The organism is Pseudomonas sp. DW-iso17 (assembly GCF_058725345.1).
Genome location: NZ_JBZXEA010000041.1, coordinates 170,116 through 187,208, shown reverse-complemented (window position 1 = coordinate 187,208; position 17,093 = coordinate 170,116). Strand labels below are relative to the sequence as shown.

The window sequence follows — 17,093 nt, the reverse complement described above, 5'->3', positions numbered from 1 at the left end:
CGGGCCTCATCGCGGGCAAGCCCAGCTCCCACAGGGGAATGCATTCCAAGGTGGGAGCCGGGCTTGCCCGCGATGACGGCAGTACTGACGACCCTTATCTCTCAGTCAGCCCAAATTGCGTCAGGCAAAACGTCGGAATCCCCATGTCTGCCAAGCGCTGCGAGCCACCCAGCTCTGGCAAATCAATAATCGCCGCAGCCTCAAAAATCTTTGCCCCCATGCGCCGCACCAGGTTCGCTGCAGCAATCAGGGTGCCGCCGGTGGCGATCAGGTCATCGAACATCAGCACCGAATCGCCTTCGCACAGGCTGTCGGCGTGCACTTCCAGGAAGGCTTCGCCGTACTCGGTCTGGTAACCCTCGGCCAGCACGTCCGCCGGCAGCTTGCCTTGCTTGCGAAACAGGATGAGCGGCTTGTTGAGCTGGTAGGCGATGATCGAGCCGATCAGGAAGCCACGGGCATCCATCGCACCGATATGGGTGAAGTCGGCTTCGACATAGCGTTGGGCAAAGCTGTCGGCCACCAGGCGCAGGGCGCGGGGCGATTGGAACAGCGGCGTGATGTCACGGAAGATCACCCCAGGCTTGGGGAAGTCGATGACGGGGCGAATCAGGGATTTGATGTCGAACGAATCAAAAGTCATCGTCGAGGAGTCCAGAGCGGAAAACGGACTCGAAGTATACCTGCGGCCTCGCCGATTGGCGCGGCCGCAGCCTGGATCAGACCTCCAGGGAACCGCCAGCCAATGCACACAGCTGGATCGGGTCGAGGATATGCACCTCTTTGCCCTCGGCGGCGATCAACTGGTTCTGCTGGAAACGAGTAAACACGCGGGACACGGTCTCAACCGCCAGGCCCAGGTAATTACCGATCTCATTGCGCGACATGCTCAGGCGGAACTGGTTGGCCGAGAACCCACGGGCGCGAAAGCGCGCCGACAGGTTGACCAGGAAGGTGGCAATGCGCTCATCGGCGGTTTTCTTCGACAGCAGCAGCATCATTTGCTGGTCGTCACGAATCTCGCGGCTCATCACGCGCATCAATTGGCGGCGCAATTGCGGCAGTTGCAGGGCCAGTTCATCCAGGCGCTCGAATGGGATTTCGCACACCGAGGTGGTTTCCAGGGCCTGGGCCGACACCGGGTGAATCTCGGTGTCCATCCCCGACAGCCCGACCAACTCGCTTGGCAGGTGGAAACCGGTGATTTGCTCTTCGCCGCCGTCGCTGAGGCTGAAGGTCTTCAACGCGCCAGAGCGTACTGCATAGACGGAATCAAACTTGTCGCCCTGGCGAAACAGAAACTCGCCTTTTTTCAGCGGGCGGCCGCGTTTGACGATGTCGTCCAGCGCATCCATGTCTTCCAGATTCAATGAAAGTGGCAGGCAGAGGGGAGCCAGGCTGCAATCCTTGCAATGGGCCTGGCTGTGAGCGCGCAGTTTGACTGGCTCGGACATTTCTTAAATCCTTGTGGGAAAACACACATAAGACGTAAGGGTAACGCACTGGGGGGCACGGAGGCCAGCGTGTACAAAAAACCGACCGGTATATAAAGATTTGGCTAAAACCGCCGATAGTACTGCTATCGACTACAAATACGGCGGCTCAGACCATGTTAGCCCTCACTGCTCAACTCGCTTCGCGCACTCAGATCCAGGCACTGCCCGAACCCAAGAAAGCTGCCGAACCGGATGTTGCCGCGATCCCGACGACCGACGAAGCCAAGCCTGCCGTTTCGGTGACCATCTCCGGCGCCGCGATGAAAGCTGCTGCGGCGGAAAAAGCCACAAACAGTGACATCGACGACAGCGGCCTGGCGGACAACGTCAAGAATCTGCTCAAGATGATTCGTGAGATCAAAAAGCAGATTGCCGAGAAACAAGCCGAGATGGCTGCGGTAATGGCCGACAGAAATCTCAGCCCAGAACAGGCCCGTGCCCGACTCTCCGGGCTGCAGTCAGCGTTGAGCGCACTGCAAGCCAGCTTGACCAGCGCCCAGGCGTCCCTGACCAAGGCGATGAAAGACATGAGTGCCGGTGATGCAGTCAAGGCTGCCAGCCTGGCCATGAAGTAAGTACGTCTAGATGACCCGCGAAAATCGTTGCCTGTTCTGGTGCTCCAGGTAGGCATCGAACACCATGCACACTGAACGCACCAGCAAGCGCCCGGCCGGGAGCACACGAATGCCGTGGGCGTCCAACGCGATCAGGCCGTCGGCGGCCATCGTTTCCAGCTGCGGCCATAACTCGGCAAAATAACCGCGAAAATCGATGTTGTACGCCTGTTCGATCCCCTCGAATGCCAGGCTGAAATTGCAGATCAACTGCTGGATTACAGCCCGTCGCAACCGGTCGTCCGTAGTGCAGACCAGGCCGCGGCTGGTCGCCAATTGCGCACCCGCCAAGGCATTCTGGTACTGGTTCAGATCACTGCTGTTCTGGCAATACAGGTCGCCGATCTGACTGATCGCTGACACCCCCAGCCCAATCAAGTCGCAGTGCCCGTGGGTGGTGTAACCCTGGAAGTTGCGCTGCAGTTTGCCTTCTTCCTGGGCGACGGCCAATTCGTCGTCTGGCAGGGCAAAGTGGTCCATGCCGATGTAGCGGTAACCGGCCTGGGTCAGTTGTTCGATGGTGGTTTGCAGCATCAGCAGTTTTTCCGCTGGTGAGGGCAGCTCGTCAGTGTTGATCCGCCGTTGGGGCATGAAGCGTTCCGGCAGGTGCGCGTAGTTGAACACGGACAGGCGGTCAGGCTGTAAGCGGATGACTTCTTCCACGGTGCGCGCAAAGTTCAACGGTGACTGCTTGGGCAGGCCGTAGATCAGGTCGATATTGATCGAGCGAAATTGCAAGGTGCGCGCTGCATCGATCACGGCGCGGGTTTCTTCCAGGCTTTGCAGGCGGTTGACCGCCCTTTGCACCTCGGGGTCGAGGTCTTGCAGGCCGATGCTCACGCGGTTAAAGCCCAGTTCGCGTAGCAGGCCCATGGTGGCCCAGTCGGCTTCGCGCGGGTCGATTTCGATGCCGTAGTCGCCCGAATCGTCATCCAGCAAATTGAAATGCTGGCGCAGGCATTTCATCACCTGGCGCAGTTCATCGTGGCTGAGAAACGTGGGCGTACCGCCGCCCAAATGCAGTTGCTCCACGGGCTGCTGCGGGTCGAGGTGGCAGGCCACCAGCTGGATTTCCTGCTCCAGGCGCTGCAGGTAGGCCTGGGCGCGGCCACGGTCCTTGGTGATCACCTTGTTGCAGGCGCAGTAGTAACAAATGTTGGCGCAGAACGGCACATGCACATACAGCGACAGTGGCCTTACGGCCTTGCGGCTGTCACGCAGGGCGTGGAGCAGGTCGAAGGTGCCGACCTGGCTGTCAAATTGTACGGCGGTGGGGTAGGACGTGTAGCGCGGTCCCGCCAAGTCGTAGCGGTGAATCAGATCTGTGTCCCAACGAATGGCGTCGAGCATGCGGGCGGTCCCCCGGATTGGCTAGTGGGCCGAGTCTAGGGGCAGGGCGGTGCAGGCATCTTGATTTGCATCAACGGGGAGCGGCGCTATGCCACAGGGCCTGCTAATGCCCCATTAGCCAGTGCTGATGGGGGCCGGGCAAGGTCCAGAGGCCGAAGATCATCACCAGCACCCCACCGGTCACCCGCACGCTGCGCTTGCGCAATAACGCCGTCACCCGTTCGGCGGCCAGCCCGGTGGCCAGTAGCACCGGCCAGGTGCCCAGCCCGAACGCCAGCATCAGCAAGGCGCTGTCCAGTGCATTGCCCTGGCTCGCCGCCCATAGCAGGGTGCTGTAGACGAGCCCGCACGGCAACCAGCCCCACAGCGCGCCTAGCAGCAAGGCACGGGGCAGGCTGGACACCGGCAGCAAACGGTTGGCCACCGGCTGCAGATGCCGCCACAGGCCGCGTCCCAGGCTTTCGATACGGGTGAGGCCGCTCCACCAGCCGGCCAGGTACAGGCCCATGCAGATCAGCAGCAGCCCGGCAAGCACTCGCATGAACATCGCCGCGGGGCTGTTGGCCACCGCCCAACCGGCCAGGCCGATCAATAAACCGGCGGTGGCATAGCTGAGGATGCGCCCCAGGTTGTACGCCAGCAGCAGGCGAAAACGGCGGCTGCGTTGTTCCTTGGGGATCGCCAGGGTCAGCGCGCCCATCAGTCCGCCGCACATGCCCAGGCAATGGCCGCCGCCAAGCAGGCCTAGGATCAGCGCCGAGACCAGCAAGGGCGCCAGCTCAAGCATGGGGCGGCTCTTTGGGCGCTTGCTCGGGGTTGTTGGCTTCATCGATGGCGGCCAGGTGGTTCGGGTCCTGGTCGTCGAACAGCACGCTGTGGGCCGGGCCATCGAGGTCTTCGTACTGGCCGCTGTCCACGGCCCAGAAGAAGATGTAGATGGCCACGCCCACTAACAGCAGTGCCGCCGGAATCATTACATAGAGAGCTGGCATCTGTACTCCATGCCCACGCGGCTCAGGCCGGCAGCGGGCGGGTTGCTGGGGCGGTCCCCGGCGCTTGCGCGCTCGGCAGGCGAGTGAGGCGCAACGCGTTGAGCACCACGGTCAACGAACTGAGGGACATGCCGATCGCCGCCCAGATCGGAGTGATCCAACCCAGGGCCGCAAACGGCAGCATAAGCCCATTGTACAACCCGGCCCACAACAGGTTCTCGATGATCACTCGGCGAGTGCGCCGCGCCAGGCTGAAGGCCTGCACCAGCGCATCCAGGCGGTTGGACAACAGCACCGCATCGGCGCTGGTTTTCGCCAGGTCCGTGGCCGAGCCCATCGCCACGCTGATATCAGCGGCGGCCAGCACCGGCACATCATTGACTCCATCGCCCAGCATCAGCACTTTGCGACCTTCTTTGTGCAGGTTTTGCAGTACCTTCAGCTTGTCGTCAGGGCGCAGGCTGCCGTGGGCTTCGTCGATACCCAGCTCAGAGGCGACACTGGCCACCATCGGCGAACTGTCGCCGGAGAGCAACAGCGTGCGCCAGCCCCGCGCCTTGCATGCGGCGAGCAAGGCGGGTGCGTCGCTGCGCAGGCGGTCATCCAGTACGAACCAGGCCAGCGCCCCGCTGCGGTCGCCCAGCAGCAGCCATTGCCCGGCTTCGTCCGGTGAGGCGGGAATCGCACAGCCACTGAGTTCACAGACAAAACCCGGCTGGCCGATGCGCAACAAACGTTCGCCCACACGACCTTCCAGGCCCAGGCCTGGGGTGCTCAGCACTTCATCGGCGGCCAGCGGCGCACGGCCGAAGGCACGGGCAATCGGGTGTTCGGAACGGTTCTCCAGGGCGGCGGCCAGGCCCAGGCATTGGTCGCTGTCCAGCGCACTCAAGGGCCGAATGGCGCGCAACGCCAGGCGCCCTTCGGTGAGGGTGCCGGTCTTGTCGAAAATCACCGTATCAACCTGGTTCAGGCCCTCCAGCACATGGCCGCGGGTCAGCAGCAACCCGAGACTGTGCAAGGTGCCGGTGGCGGCGGTGAGCGCGGTGGGCGTGGCCAGGGACAGAGCGCACGGACAGGTCGCCACCAGCATCGCCAGCACAATCCAGAACGCCCGCGACGGGTCCAGCTCCCACCACAGCAGGCCGATCAGCGCGGCGGCGATCAGCGAGCACAACAAGAACCACTGCGCAGCGCGGTCGGCAATCTGTGCCAGGCGCGGCTTCTCGGCCTGGGCGCGCTCCAGTAGGCGCACGATGGCAGACAAGCGCGTGTCATGGCCCAATGCGCGCACTTGGACGGTCAGCGCGCCTTCGACATTCAGCGTGCCGGCCGTGACGTTGTCGCCCGTGCGCCGAGGTTGCGGCAGGTACTCGCCGGTCAGCAGGGATTCATCGATGCTGGATTGGCCGTCGAGAATCACGCCATCCGCCGGCAGTACGGAGCCGGGGTGTACCAGCACGCGATCACCCAGCGCCAATTCGCTAAGCAGGATGCGCTCGCTCTGGCCATCGTCTTTGAGGCGCAGGCAGGAGGCGGGCAACAGGTTGACCAGTTGGGCGGTGGCTGCGGCAGTGCGCTCCCGGGCGCGGCGCTCAAGGTAGCGCCCGGCCAGCAGGAACAGGGCAAACATGCCCACGGCATCGAAATACAACTCGCCTACGCCAGTGATCGCGGTCCAGATGCCGGCCAGGTACGCGCCGCCAATCGCCAGGGACACCGAGACGTCCATGGTCAGGTGGCGTGTGCGCAAGTCACGCAGGGCGCCTTTGAAGAAGGGCGCGCAGCTGTAGAACACGATGGGCGTTGTCAGAAACATCGCAACCCAGCGCAGGATGACGTGCAATTCCGGGCTCAGGTCGATATTGAATTCCGGCCAAGTGGCCATGGTTGCCATCATGGCCTGGAACCACAGCAAGCCGGCGACTCCCAGTTGTCGCAGGGCCAGTCGATTCTCGCTGGCCAATTGTTCGGCTGCGCGGTCGGCCTGATAAGGATGGGCGGCGTAACCGATATGGCGCAGCTCGCTGAGCAGTTGGCTCAACGGCAATTGCCCATCGGCCCAGCGCACGTGCAGGCGGTGGTTGGACAGGTTCAGTCGCGCTTCGGCCACGGCAGGCAGGCTGCGCAGGTGTTTCTCGATCAACCAGCCGCAGGCGGCGCAACTGATGCCTTCCATCAGCAGGGTGGTTTCGGCCAGCTCGCCCTGATGGCGTACAAAGGGTTTTTGCACATCGGCGCGGTCGTACAGCGCCAGCTCGTCCACCAACTGCACGGGCAGCGCCTCGGGGTTGGCCGAGGCTTCGCTGCGGTGTTGGTAATAGCTTTCCAGCCCGCCGGCCACTATCGCCTCGGCCACGGCCTGGCAGCCCGGGCAGCAGAGTTCACGGCGTTCGCCGAGGATCTGGGCGGTGAACCGACTGCCGGAGGGGACGGGTAGGGCGCAGTGGTAGCAGGGGGTGGGTTGGGTCATTGCTCAGTTCCGTAGATCGTTCCCACGCTTTGCGTGGGAATGTTGCCCGTGACGCTCTGCGTCACAAGGCAGACGCAGAGCGTCCAGCAAGGCGTTACCACGCAGAGCGTGGGAACGATCATCGTCTACTTCTTCAGGTCCTCGGCGCCCTGCAACGGTTCGTCACCCAGCAGCAAGTCCTTGTCGTGGCTGACCTCTTCTTCTTCGAACAGGCGCCAGGTGTTGCCGCCCTCCACGCCAAGCAGTTCCACGAAACGGCGACCTTCGACCTTGTCGGTGACCTGGCCGATGTAGCGACCGGGCTCGCTGTCGCTGCGGGTGAGGTTGATCTTGCGATCCTTCTCTGGCTGGGTCGGGGAGATCAGGTTCAGCTCCAGAGTATTTGGATTGCTGTAGCCAGTCAGTTGCAGCTCGACCTCGCCGGTCAGTTCGTCCAGGTGCAGCTTGCCGCGCAGTTGCAGGGTCTGGGCCAGGCGTTCGCGGTCCAGGGAGCGGTTGATGCCTTTGCCGGCCTCGTAGTAGTTGTCGTTGACCAGGTTGTCCGGGTTGTTCACTGCGATGGTCACCATGGACAAGGTCAGGGTCACTGAGCAGGCCAGAATCGCGATGATGATCCAGGGCCAGAGGTGTTTGTACCAAGGGCTGGCGGCAGTAGTTGCAGGCATGCGTGTGTTCCCTGTTAACGAACTTGTGGGCCGATGAATCGGCTCTTGGCTTCAATATGGACGCTGGTGTCATCGGCGTCCTTGAGGATGAAGGTCACCTCGTTGGTGCTCGACGGCAACTGCTCCGGCGCACTCGACAACTCCACCGGCATGCTGACGATATCGCCCGCGGCCACTTTGATTTCACGTCGGCCTTGCAGCTTGAGGTCTGGCAGGCCAGCGGCGTCGAGCACGTAGGTGTGGTCGCGCTGGTCTTTGTTCATGATCTTCAGGCTGTAGACGTTTTCGATGCGTCCTTCGGCGTTTTCACGGTACAGCACGCGGTCCTTGCTGACGTCGAAACCCACCAGCGAGCGCATGAAGAAGGCCGCCACCAACAGGCTGATCATCGCCAGCAACACCAGGGCGTAACCGATCAGGCGCGGGCGCAGCTTATGGGTTTTCTGCCCCGACAGGTTGTGTTCGGTGGTGTAGCTGATCAGGCCGCGTGGGTACTCCATCTTGTCCATGATGTTATCGCAGGCATCGATACAGGCGGCGCAGCCGATGCATTCGATTTGCAGCCCGTCGCGGATATCGATACCGGTAGGGCACACCTGCACGCACATCGTGCAGTCGATGCAGTCGCCCAGGCCCTGGGCCTTGTAGTCGGTACCCTTTTTACGCGGGCCACGCACTTCGCCACGGCGGGGGTCATAGGACACGATCAAGGTGTCCTTGTCGAACATCACGCTCTGGAAGCGCGCATAGGGGCACATGTAGATGCACACCTGCTCACGCAGCCAGCCGGCGTTGCCGTAGGTGGCGAGGGTGAAGAAACCCACCCAGAAATACGACCAGCCATCGGCCTGGCCGGTGAAGAAATCGAATACCAGTTCACGGATCGGTGAAAAGTAGCCGACAAAAGTGAGGCCGGTGGCAAAGCCGATCAGCAGCCACAGGCTGTGCTTGCTGAATTTGCGCAGGAATTTGTTGGCGCTCATGGGCGCCTTGTCGAGCTTGATGCGCTGGTTGCGGTCGCCTTCGGTGACCTTTTCGCACCACATGAAGATCCATGTCCACACGCTTTGCGGGCAGGTATAGCCGCACCACACGCGCCCGGCGTATACGGTGATAAAGAACAGGCCAAAGGCCGCGACAATGAGAATGCCCGACAGCAGGATGAAATCCTGAGGCCAGAACGTTGCACCAAAAATAAAGAATTTACGCTCCGGCAGGTTCCACCATACCGCCTGGTGACCCCCCCAGTTCAGCCACACGGTGCCGAAGTACAGCAGAAACAGAGCGGCACCGCCGACCATGCGCAGATTGCGGAACAAGCCAGTGAAGGCGCGGGTGTAAATCTTCTCACGCGAAGCGTAGAGGTCGACGGTTTTGGCAGGCGGGGTAACGTCATGTACCGGTATCTGGTCGCTCATCATTGCATCCCACGGCGGTGGAGATTTGCCTCGGCCAGTACGTGCCAGCCGGGGTCAAATTAAGGGTGTTGCAGTGGCCTAATGATACGCCCCCGATGGTGCGCAAAGGGTGCGACCTTTGGTCGCGTTGGGGGAAATCAATTGATGGTGTAAGTGACCTGGATCAATTGACTTGGCAAGTATGGACGGTTTTTGTGGTTGTGGTGACGCGGCAGGTCTCAAGGCCATCCCGTCAACAGGCCCGGTCTTGAATGTGCAGGAGGACAAATGTGGGAGCTGGCTTGCCTGCGAAAGCGATGGGCCGGTCAGCCTATTTGTGACGGACAGAGCGCTTTCGCAGGCACGCCAGCTCCCACCCCGGATCTAAGCTTTTCAAGAAATGACCCCGCCGCTCTCTCAGTGGCGAGGCCATGGCGTGCTCAGCTAACTTTACTGCTCCTCAGCCTTCTTATCCCCATGAGACAAGCTATACACATACGCCGCAAGCAAGTGCACTTTGTCATTGCCCTGCAACTGCTCCTGCGCCGGCATCTGGCCCTGGCGGCCATAACGGATGGTCTGCTGCAGTTGCGCGAAGCTTGAACCGTAGATGAACGCACCCGGATGCGTCAGGTCGGGCGCGCCCATGGCTGGGGTGCCTTTACCAGCCGGGCCGTGGCAGGCCACGCAGTTGGCGGCGAAGAGTTTCTCACCGTTGGCCACATCGGCCTTGGCGCCTTCCGGCAGTTTGCGGCCATCGAGTTGGGTCACCACAAAGCCTGCTACGTCAGCCACGCCTTGCTCACCGATGACTTCGGCCCAGCCCGGCATCACCGCGTGGCGGCCCTTCATGATGGTTTCCTTGATGGTGTTGGGTTCACCGCCCCAGCGCCAGTCGGCGTCGGTCAGGTTGGGGAAGCCGTAGGCGCCTTTGGCGTCGGAGCCGTGGCACACCGAGCAGTTGGAGGCGAACAGGCGGCCGCCCATCTTCAAGGCTTGCGGGTCCTTGGCGACTTCTTCAATCGGCATCGACGCGAATTTGGCGAAGATCGGCCCGAACTTGGCCTCCGACCTGGCCATTTCCTTTTCCCACTCGTGCACGCCGGTCCAGCCGGTCTGGCCGTTGGCGAACGGGGTTTGCTTGTCGTTGTCGAGGTAGTTGTAGCCTGGCAGCAGGCCCTTCCAGTTGCCGAGGCCAGGGTAGAGCACCAGGTAACCAAGGGCGAAGACGATGGTGCCGACAAACAGCATGAACCACCACTTGGGCAGCGGGTTGTCGTACTCCTCGATGCCGTCGAACGAGTGGCCGACGGTCTCGTCCGTCTGCTCGGTGCGCTGGCCCTTGCGGGTCGACAGCAGCAGCCAGGTCAGGGCGAAGATGGTACCCAGACTGAGGACTGTGACGTACAGACTCCAGAACGTAGTCATTCTTTGTTACTCCTAGAAGCTTGCTCGACGTGCTTGATGGCTTCGGGGTCATCTGCGAAGGGCAGCATGGTCGCGTCGTCAAACTCCGACTTGCGCCGTGGGCTGAACACCCACAACGCCAGGCCGATAAAGGCCACCATCACCACAACGGTGCCCAGGCCACGAATCATCCCGATATCCATGTAGGTCACCGTTTGCTTTTGATGATGGTGCCAAGGCCTTGCAGGTAGGCCACCAATGCGTCCATTTCGGTCTTGCCCTTCACGGCGGCGGCCGCACCGGCGATGTCTTCGTCGGTGTAGGGCACGCCCAGGGTGCGCAAGACTTCCATCTTCTTCGCGGTGTCCTTGCCGTCGAGCTTGTTTTCCACGAGGAACGGGTACGCCGGCATTTTCGACTCAGGCACGACGTTGCGCGGGTTGTACAGGTGCGCACGCTGCCAGTCATCGGAGTAACGCCCGCCCACACGGGCCAGGTCCGGGCCGGTGCGCTTGGAACCCCACAGGAACGGGTGGTCCCACACGCTTTCACCGGCGACCGAGTAGTGGCCGTAGCGTTCGGTTTCGGCGCGGAAAGGGCGGATCATCTGCGAGTGGCAGCCCACGCAACCGTTGGCGATGTAGACGTCGCGGCCTTCCAGTTCAAGGGCGGTGCGCGGCTTCATGCCTTCGACCGGCTTGTTGGTCACGTCCTGGAAAAACAGTGGGACGATTTGGGTCAGGCCGCCAATGCTCACGGCGATGACCATGAAGAAGGCCAGCAGGCCGATGTTCTTCTCGACGACTTCATGCTTCATCAGTGAGCTCCCACAACGGCGATCTTGGCGGCGGCTTCGGCTTCTACAGGGTCGCTGGCACGCACGGTGCGCCAGACGTTGTAGGCCATCAACAGCATGCCACTGGCAAAGAACGCACCGCCCAGGGCACGTACGATAAAGCCCGGGTGGCTGGCTTGCAGCGCTTCGACGAAGGAATAGGTGAGGGTGCCGTCATCGTTGATCGCACGCCACATCAGGCCCTGGGTGATGCCGTTGACCCACATCGAGGCGATGTAGAGCACGGTGCCGATAGTGGCCAGCCAGAAGTGTGCGTTGATCAGCCCGACGCTGTGCATCTGCACGCGGCCGAACAGTTTGGGGATCATGTGGTACAGCGCGCCGATGGAGATCATCGCTACCCAGCCCAGAGCGCCGGCATGTACGTGGCCGATGGTCCAGTCGGTGTAGTGGGACAGCGAGTTGACGGTCTTGATTGCCATCATCGGCCCTTCGAAGGTCGACATGCCGTAGAACGCCAGGGACACCACCAAAAACCGCAGGATCGGGTCGGTGCGCAGCTTATGCCAGGCGCCCGAGAGGGTCATCATGCCGTTGATCATGCCGCCCCAGCTTGGCGCCAGCAGGATGATCGACATCGCCATGCCCAGGGACTGTGCCCAATCCGGCAAGGCGGTGTAGTGCAAGTGGTGAGGGCCGGCCCAGATGTACAGGGTGATCAGCGCCCAGAAGTGCACGATGGACAGGCGATAAGAGTAGATCGGACGCTCGGCCTGCTTGGGCACGAAGTAGTACATCATCCCCAGGAAACCGGTGGTGAGGAAGAAGCCTACGGCGTTGTGGCCGTACCACCACTGGATCATCGCGTCCGTTGCGCCGGAATAGGCCGAATAGGACTTGAACAGGTTCACCGGCAGGGAGGCGTGGTTGACGATGTGCAGCATCGCAGTGACCACGATAAAGGCCCCGTAGAACCAGTTGCCTACGTAGATGTGTTTGGTCTTGCGCTTGACGATGGTGCCGAAGAACACCAGGCCGTAGGTCACCCACACAATGGCAAGCAAAATGGCGATCGGCCATTCCAGCTCAGCGTATTCCTTGGTGGTGGTGTAGCCCAGGGGCAGGCTGATGATGGCGCCGACGATGACCGCCTGCCAGCCCCAGAAGGTGAAGGCGGCAAGACCATCGGAAATCAGTCGCGTCTGGCAAGTGCGCTGCACGACATAGTAGGAGGTGGCAAACAGTGCACATCCGCCGAAGGCGAAGATCACCAGGTTGGTATGCAGCGGGCGCAGGCGGCCGAAGGTCGTCCAGGGCAGGTCGAAATTCAATTGCGGCCAAACCAGTTGCGAGGCGATGAACACCCCGAGCCCCATGCCAAGGATCCCCCAGACCACCGTCATGATGGCGAACTGGCGGACTACCTTATAGTTATAAGCAGTCGGACTGATTGCTGTGCTCATTCTAAGGTTCCACGGTTTAGGTTTTTTTATAGGTAAAATCGGCCGCAAGTATGTAGAAACCGAGGGGCCATTGCAACGCAATGGCTGACCTGTATCAATGCGTTCCACGCCAGATTCTGCGCCCTTTCCATGTTTGGTGTAAGGATAAAGACCGAAATAGAAAGCTGATCAAGTGGACAGGAATTTTAGGGGGCGCAACGAATACCGTCGCCTACGCCAGAATTGCTCCACTGTGGGAACAAGCGTAGACCCGAATAGGAGGAGGGGAAAGTTGGGTATGGAAGGGGTGCGACACTTGGTCGCGACTTATGTCTGTGGCGAGGGAGCTTGCTCCCGTTGGGCTGCGCAGCGGCCCCAAAATCGTGGGAGCGCTTCGCACTCCAGCGGGAGCAAGCTCCCTCGCCACAGGTAGAGCTTTTACTGCGGTTGGCTATCTGGCGTTGCACCATCAGCGTTATGGGACAGGCTGTACACGTAAGCCGCCAGCAGGTGCACTTTGTCATTGCCTTGCAGCACGTCCTGGGCCGGCATCTGGCCCTGGCGACCATGGCGGATGGTCTGCTGCAACTGTGCCAGGCTGGTGCCGTAGATAAACCCGGCAGGCTCGGTCAGGTTGGGCGCGCCCATGGCTTCCACGCCGTGACCTTGCGGACCATGACACGCCACGCAGGTGGTGCTGAAGGCGGCTTGGCCGGCTGCCAGGTCGGCGGTGTTGTCGGCGGGCAACGGCAACTTGGCCAGGTCGTGGCGCACGTAAGCGGCGACGTTTTTCACCCCGTCCTCGCCCAGCACTTCACCCCAGGCCGGCATCGCCGCATGGCGACCGTTCAGAATGGTGGCCTTGATGGCCTCGGCCGAACCGCCCCAGCGCCAGTTGCTGTCCGCCAGGTTGGGGAAGCCATAGGCGCCCTTGGCGTCCGAGCCGTGGCATACCGCGCAGTTGGAGGCGAACAGGCGACCGCCCATCTTCAATGCTTGCGGGTCCTTGGCCACTTCTTCTACCGGCATGGCCGCGAACTTGGCGAAGATCGGCCCGAACCTGGCGTCGGCCTTGGCCATTTCCTTGTCCCATTCCTTGGTCTGGGTCCAGCCGTCCTCATAGCCCGGCAGTACACCTTTCCAGTTGCCCAGGCCCGGGTAGAGGATCAGGTAGCCGACGGCAAACACCAGGGTGCCGGCGAACAACATGAACCACCACTGGGGCAGCGGGTTATCGTATTCCTCGATACCGTCGAAGGCGTGGCCCATGGTCTGGTCGACGCTGCCCTTGGTCTCGCCCTTGCGAGTGCCGACCAACAGCCAGGTCAGGCCGATGAGGCTGCCCAGGGTCAATACGCAGATCCATGTACTCCAGAACGTAGTCATGGCCGAGTGCTCCTTGTGGCTGGCTCTGCTTGAGCGTCGGGTGGGGAAGGTTCATCGGCAAACGGCAGCAGGCGCGCCTGCTCGAATTCCGCGTTGCGGCGGTTGTTGAACACCCACAGCGACAGGCCGATAAAGGCGATGGCGACCACCAGCGTGCCAAGGCCGCGGATGGTGCCCGCATCGAATTCAAATCCCATGGCTCACCTCTTGCTCTTGATGGCAGTGCCGAGCACTTGCAGGTAGGAAACCAGCGCGTCCATCTCGGTCTTGCCCTTGAGGCTGGCGACGGCGCCGTTGATGTCGTCGTCGGTGTACGGCACGCCGAGGGTGCGCATCACTTTCAACTTGGTCTCGGTGTGGCTGCTGTCGACGGCGGCGGTGACCAGCCATGGGTAGGCCGGCATTTTCGACTCTGGCACCACGTTGCGCGGGTTGTACAAGTGCGCGCGGTGCCAGTCGTCCGAGTAGCGTGCGCCGACGCGGGCCAGGTCCGGGCCGGTACGCTTGGAGCCCCACAGGAACGGGTGGTCCCACACGCTTTCGCCGGCCACCGAGTAGTGGCCGTAGCGCTCGGTCTCGGCGCGGAACGGGCGGATCATCTGCGAGTGGCACTGCACGCAGCCTTCACGGATGTAGATGTCGCGGCCTTCCAGTTGCAGTGCGGTGTAGGGCTTCATGCCTTCGACCGGCTTGTTGGTCACGTCCTGGAAGAACAGCGGGACGATCTGGGTCAGGCCGCCGATGCTCACGGCGAGCACCATCAGCAGCATCAACAGGCCGACGTTCTTTTCAATCGTTTCGTGTTTCATCATCGACTCCTCAGGCCATCTGCGCGGCAGCGGTGACTTCGGCAGGTTGCGCCGAACGCACGGTGCGCCATGTGTTGTAAGCCATCAGGAACATGCCGCTGAGGAAGATCGCACCGCCCACCAGTCGCACGATGAAGCCTGGGTGGCTGGCCACCAGGGTTTCGACGAAGGAGTAGGTGAGGGTGCCGTCTTCGTTGACCGCACGCCACATCAGGCCCTGGGCGATGCCGTTGACCCACATCGACGCGATGTAGAGCACGGTGCCGATGGTGGCCAGCCAGAAATGCGCGTTGATCAGGCCGAGGCTGTACATCTGCTCGCGACCGAAGATTTTCGGGATCATGTGGTACAGCGCGCCGATGGAGATCATCGCCACCCAGCCCAGCGCCCCGGCGTGTACGTGGCCGATGGTCCAGTCGGTGTAGTGGGAGAGGGCGTTGACGGTCTTGATCGCCATCATCGGGCCTTCGAAGGTCGACATGCCGTAGAAGGCCAGGGAGACGACGAGGAAGCGCAGGATCGGGTCGCTGCGCAACTTATGCCAGGCACCCGAGAGGGTCATCATGCCGTTGATCATGCCGCCCCAGCTTGGCGCCAGCAGCACCAGTGACATCACCATGCCCAGGGACTGCGCCCAGTCCGGCAAGGCGGTGTAGTGCAAGTGGTGAGGGCCGGCCCAGATGTACAGGGTGATCAGCGCCCAGAAGTGCACAATCGACAAGCGATAGGAATACACCGGGCGTTCGGCCTGCTTGGGCACGAAGTAGTACATCATGCCGAGGAAACCCGCAGTGAGGAAAAAGCCTACCGCGTTGTGCCCATACCACCACTGCACCATGGCATCCGTCGCCCCGCCGTACAGCGAGTAGGACTTGGTCAGGCTGACCGGGATTTCCAGGTTATTGACGATATGCAAGATGGCCACGGTGATGATGAACGCGCCGAAGAACCAGTTGCCCACATAGATGTGCTTGGTCTTGCGTTTCATGATCGTGCCGAAGAACACGATGGCGTAGGCGACCCAGACGATGGTGATCAGGATGTCGATCGGCCATTCCAGCTCGGCGTATTCCTTGGAGCTGGTGTAGCCCAGTGGCAGGCTGATTGCCGCCAGCAGGATCACAAGCTGCCAGCCCCAGAAGCAGAACGCGGCGACTTTCGGCGCGAACAGCTGCGTCTGGCAGGTGCGTTGCACCGAGTAAAAGGAGCTGGCGAACAGCGCACAGCCACCGAACGCGAAGATCACCGCGTTGGTGTGCAAAGGGCGCAGGCGACCGAAGCTGGTCCAAGGCAAATCGAAGTTGAGCGCAGGCCAAACCAATTGGGCAGCGAGAAAAACCCCGAGCCCCATGCCGACGATGCCCCACACCACCGTCATAATGGCGAATTGGCGGACCACCTTGTAGTTATAGGCGGTACTTAAAGTAGTGTTCATGGTTCCCCATCCACGGTTCAACCCAAGCAAGTGCGGCACTTGGGCTGGAGTTATAGGCAGACTAAAAAGCGAGGCAAGCATGGGCAAAGAGCACAAGGCCAGTATTGACGGGGATCAATGGGCGCAGTGTGTACGGGAACATGGCTGGTTGTGGGATGTCGCCACCGGCGCGACGTCGGGTGAGCCGGTCACGCTGATCCTGGCCCACGGCGCTGGCGCACCGATGGACTCGGCGTTCATGAACGATATGGCCGCACGCCTTGCCGGGCATGGCGTGAGCGTGTTGCGCTTCGAGTTTCCGTACATGGCCCAGCGTCGCGTGGACGGCGGCAAACGCCCCCCGAATCCGGCGCCGAAACTGCTGGAGTGCTGGCGCGAGGTGTATGCCGAGGTGCGACGTCATGTCGCTGGGAAACTGGCGATGGGCGGCAAGTCCATGGGCGGGCGGATGGCCAGTTTACTGGCCGATGAACTGGGCGCCGATGGGTTGGTGTGCCTGGGCTATCCGTTCTATGCGGTGGGCAAGCCAGAGAAACCCCGGGTGGAGCACTTGGCTGCGCTTATGACGCCCACCTTGATTGTGCAGGGCGAGCGCGATGCCTTGGGCAATCGTGCGGCGGTGCAGAGTTATGACTTGTCAGAGAGCATTGAGGTGATGTGGTTGGCGGCGGGGGACCATGACTTGAAGCCGCTGAAGGCTTCGGGGTTTAGCCATGAGCAGCACTTGGAGGCGGCGGCGGTGCAGGTGGCTGAGTTTCTCCGGACCTGTTAGCGCCCTATCGGGGGCAAGCCCCCTCCCACATTGGGCTGGGTTCACCTATTTCTATCGGT

At 61.7% G+C, this 17,093-nt stretch carries 18 protein-coding genes; 2 read left to right on the top strand and 16 right to left on the bottom strand.

Annotation, left to right across the window (positions count from 1 at the left end; genetic code table 11):
• Positions 1 to 94: 94 nt before the first annotated feature.
• Positions 95 to 643 (bottom strand): adenine phosphoribosyltransferase, encoded by a 549-nt coding sequence (locus AC4PS6_RS21810; RefSeq protein WP_003193191.1) that lies wholly within the window; start codon positions 641 to 643, stop codon positions 95 to 97.
• A gap of 76 nt (positions 644 to 719) precedes the next feature.
• Positions 720 to 1,454 (bottom strand): fumarate/nitrate reduction transcriptional regulator Fnr, encoded by a 735-nt coding sequence (gene fnr, locus AC4PS6_RS21805; RefSeq protein ID WP_005790290.1) that lies wholly within the window; start codon positions 1,452 to 1,454, stop codon positions 720 to 722.
• 155 nt (positions 1,455 to 1,609) lie between these two features.
• Between fnr and AC4PS6_RS21800 the strand changes: the two genes are divergently transcribed.
• Positions 1,610 to 2,071, top strand: a complete 462-nt coding sequence (locus AC4PS6_RS21800) for a hypothetical protein (protein WP_014719451.1) — start codon at positions 1,610 to 1,612, stop codon at positions 2,069 to 2,071.
• A gap of 6 nt (positions 2,072 to 2,077) precedes the next feature.
• On the opposite strand, the gene hemN is transcribed toward AC4PS6_RS21800, so the two are convergent.
• From hemN to ccoN (AC4PS6_RS21730), 14 genes are all read right to left on the bottom strand, one after another.
• Positions 2,078 to 3,460, bottom strand: coding sequence for an oxygen-independent coproporphyrinogen III oxidase (gene hemN, locus AC4PS6_RS21795; protein ID WP_073452579.1), 1,383 nt, complete (start codon positions 3,458 to 3,460; stop codon positions 2,078 to 2,080).
• Between the two features lie 103 nt (positions 3,461 to 3,563).
• Positions 3,564 to 4,247, bottom strand: coding sequence for a sulfite exporter TauE/SafE family protein (locus AC4PS6_RS21790; RefSeq protein ID WP_014719449.1), 684 nt, complete (start codon positions 4,245 to 4,247; stop codon positions 3,564 to 3,566).
• Entirely contained in the window at positions 4,240 to 4,452 is a 213-nt protein-coding gene (gene ccoS, locus AC4PS6_RS21785; RefSeq protein WP_014719448.1) for a cbb3-type cytochrome oxidase assembly protein CcoS, read from the bottom strand. Before ccoS ends, AC4PS6_RS21790 begins: the two co-directional genes overlap by 8 nt.
• Positions 4,453 to 4,474: 22 nt before the next feature.
• Positions 4,475 to 6,925, bottom strand: coding sequence for a heavy metal translocating P-type ATPase (locus tag AC4PS6_RS21780; RefSeq protein WP_032903106.1), 2,451 nt, complete (start codon positions 6,923 to 6,925; stop codon positions 4,475 to 4,477).
• A 125-nt stretch (positions 6,926 to 7,050) separates the two neighbouring features.
• Positions 7,051 to 7,590: a FixH family protein gene (locus AC4PS6_RS21775; RefSeq protein ID WP_014719446.1), complete on the bottom strand. Its 540-nt coding sequence runs from the start codon at positions 7,588 to 7,590 to the stop codon at positions 7,051 to 7,053.
• A gap of 14 nt (positions 7,591 to 7,604) precedes the next feature.
• Positions 7,605 to 9,008: a cytochrome c oxidase accessory protein CcoG gene (gene ccoG, locus AC4PS6_RS21770; RefSeq protein WP_019820489.1), complete on the bottom strand. Its 1,404-nt coding sequence runs from the start codon at positions 9,006 to 9,008 to the stop codon at positions 7,605 to 7,607.
• Positions 9,009 to 9,437: 429 nt separating this feature from the next.
• Positions 9,438 to 10,415 carry a cytochrome-c oxidase, cbb3-type subunit III gene (gene ccoP, locus AC4PS6_RS21765; protein ID WP_014719444.1) on the bottom strand — a complete coding sequence of 326 codons (978 nt, stop codon included), beginning with the start codon at positions 10,413 to 10,415 and terminating at the stop codon, positions 9,438 to 9,440.
• The gene (locus tag AC4PS6_RS21760) at positions 10,412 to 10,597 is read right to left on the bottom strand and encodes a CcoQ/FixQ family Cbb3-type cytochrome c oxidase assembly chaperone (RefSeq protein ID WP_003193169.1); all 186 of its coding nucleotides are present in this window, start codon (positions 10,595 to 10,597) and stop codon (positions 10,412 to 10,414) included. The genes ccoP (AC4PS6_RS21765) and AC4PS6_RS21760 overlap by 4 nt, the downstream gene beginning before the upstream one ends.
• Positions 10,598 to 10,602: 5 nt before the next feature.
• A complete protein-coding gene (gene ccoO / locus AC4PS6_RS21755) occupies positions 10,603 to 11,211 on the bottom strand; it encodes a cytochrome-c oxidase, cbb3-type subunit II (RefSeq protein ID WP_003193167.1) in 609 nt (202 codons plus the stop codon).
• The gene (gene ccoN, locus AC4PS6_RS21750; RefSeq protein ID WP_014719443.1) at positions 11,211 to 12,653 is read right to left on the bottom strand and encodes a cytochrome-c oxidase, cbb3-type subunit I; all 1,443 of its coding nucleotides are present in this window, start codon (positions 12,651 to 12,653) and stop codon (positions 11,211 to 11,213) included. Before ccoN (AC4PS6_RS21750) ends, ccoO (AC4PS6_RS21755) begins: the two co-directional genes overlap by 1 nt.
• A 417-nt stretch (positions 12,654 to 13,070) precedes the next feature.
• On the bottom strand, positions 13,071 to 14,018 hold the full coding sequence (gene ccoP / locus AC4PS6_RS21745) for a cytochrome-c oxidase, cbb3-type subunit III (protein WP_014719442.1): 948 nt from the start codon (positions 14,016 to 14,018) through the stop codon (positions 13,071 to 13,073).
• The gene (locus tag AC4PS6_RS21740) at positions 14,015 to 14,215 is read right to left on the bottom strand and encodes a cbb3-type cytochrome oxidase subunit 3 (protein WP_003193161.1); all 201 of its coding nucleotides are present in this window, start codon (positions 14,213 to 14,215) and stop codon (positions 14,015 to 14,017) included. Before AC4PS6_RS21740 ends, ccoP (AC4PS6_RS21745) begins: the two co-directional genes overlap by 4 nt.
• A gap of 3 nt (positions 14,216 to 14,218) precedes the next feature.
• Positions 14,219 to 14,827, bottom strand: coding sequence for a cytochrome-c oxidase, cbb3-type subunit II (gene ccoO / locus AC4PS6_RS21735; protein WP_003193159.1), 609 nt, complete (start codon positions 14,825 to 14,827; stop codon positions 14,219 to 14,221).
• A 10-nt stretch (positions 14,828 to 14,837) separates the two neighbouring features.
• Positions 14,838 to 16,262 carry a cytochrome-c oxidase, cbb3-type subunit I gene (ccoN, locus tag AC4PS6_RS21730; RefSeq protein WP_003193158.1) on the bottom strand — a complete coding sequence of 475 codons (1,425 nt, stop codon included), beginning with the start codon at positions 16,260 to 16,262 and terminating at the stop codon, positions 14,838 to 14,840.
• 79 nt (positions 16,263 to 16,341) lie between these two features.
• On the opposite strand from ccoN (AC4PS6_RS21730), the gene AC4PS6_RS21725 reads away from it, so the two are divergent.
• Positions 16,342 to 17,034: an alpha/beta family hydrolase gene (locus AC4PS6_RS21725; protein ID WP_019820480.1), complete on the top strand. Its 693-nt coding sequence runs from the start codon at positions 16,342 to 16,344 to the stop codon at positions 17,032 to 17,034.
• Positions 17,035 to 17,093: the final 59 nt, after the last annotated feature.

Excerpts from the sequence above, each read along its gene's own strand:
- AC4PS6_RS21810 (WP_003193191.1), bottom strand. The coding sequence starts at position 643 with ATGACTTTTGATTCGTTCGACATCAAATCCCTGATTCGCCCCGTCATC.
- fnr (WP_005790290.1), bottom strand. The coding sequence starts at position 1,454 with ATGTCCGAGCCAGTCAAACTGCGCGCTCACAGCCAGGCCCATTGCAAG.
- AC4PS6_RS21800 (WP_014719451.1), top strand. The coding sequence starts at position 1,610 with ATGTTAGCCCTCACTGCTCAACTCGCTTCGCGCACTCAGATCCAGGCA.
- hemN (WP_073452579.1), bottom strand. The coding sequence starts at position 3,460 with ATGCTCGACGCCATTCGTTGGGACACAGATCTGATTCACCGCTACGAC.
- AC4PS6_RS21790 (WP_014719449.1), bottom strand. The coding sequence starts at position 4,247 with ATGCTTGAGCTGGCGCCCTTGCTGGTCTCGGCGCTGATCCTAGGCCTG.
- ccoS (WP_014719448.1), bottom strand. The coding sequence starts at position 4,452 with ATGCCAGCTCTCTATGTAATGATTCCGGCGGCACTGCTGTTAGTGGGC.
- AC4PS6_RS21780 (WP_032903106.1), bottom strand. The coding sequence starts at position 6,925 with ATGACCCAACCCACCCCCTGCTACCACTGCGCCCTACCCGTCCCCTCC.
- AC4PS6_RS21775 (WP_014719446.1), bottom strand. The coding sequence starts at position 7,590 with ATGCCTGCAACTACTGCCGCCAGCCCTTGGTACAAACACCTCTGGCCC.
- ccoG (WP_019820489.1), bottom strand. The coding sequence starts at position 9,008 with ATGAGCGACCAGATACCGGTACATGACGTTACCCCGCCTGCCAAAACC.
- ccoP (WP_014719444.1), bottom strand. The coding sequence starts at position 10,415 with ATGACTACGTTCTGGAGTCTGTACGTCACAGTCCTCAGTCTGGGTACC.
- AC4PS6_RS21760 (WP_003193169.1), bottom strand. The coding sequence starts at position 10,597 with ATGGATATCGGGATGATTCGTGGCCTGGGCACCGTTGTGGTGATGGTG.
- ccoO (WP_003193167.1), bottom strand. The coding sequence starts at position 11,211 with ATGAAGCATGAAGTCGTCGAGAAGAACATCGGCCTGCTGGCCTTCTTC.
- ccoN (WP_014719443.1), bottom strand. The coding sequence starts at position 12,653 with ATGAGCACAGCAATCAGTCCGACTGCTTATAACTATAAGGTAGTCCGC.
- ccoP (WP_014719442.1), bottom strand. The coding sequence starts at position 14,018 with ATGACTACGTTCTGGAGTACATGGATCTGCGTATTGACCCTGGGCAGC.
- AC4PS6_RS21740 (WP_003193161.1), bottom strand. The coding sequence starts at position 14,215 with ATGGGATTTGAATTCGATGCGGGCACCATCCGCGGCCTTGGCACGCTG.
- ccoO (WP_003193159.1), bottom strand. The coding sequence starts at position 14,827 with ATGAAACACGAAACGATTGAAAAGAACGTCGGCCTGTTGATGCTGCTG.
- ccoN (WP_003193158.1), bottom strand. The coding sequence starts at position 16,262 with ATGAACACTACTTTAAGTACCGCCTATAACTACAAGGTGGTCCGCCAA.
- AC4PS6_RS21725 (WP_019820480.1), top strand. The coding sequence starts at position 16,342 with ATGGGCAAAGAGCACAAGGCCAGTATTGACGGGGATCAATGGGCGCAG.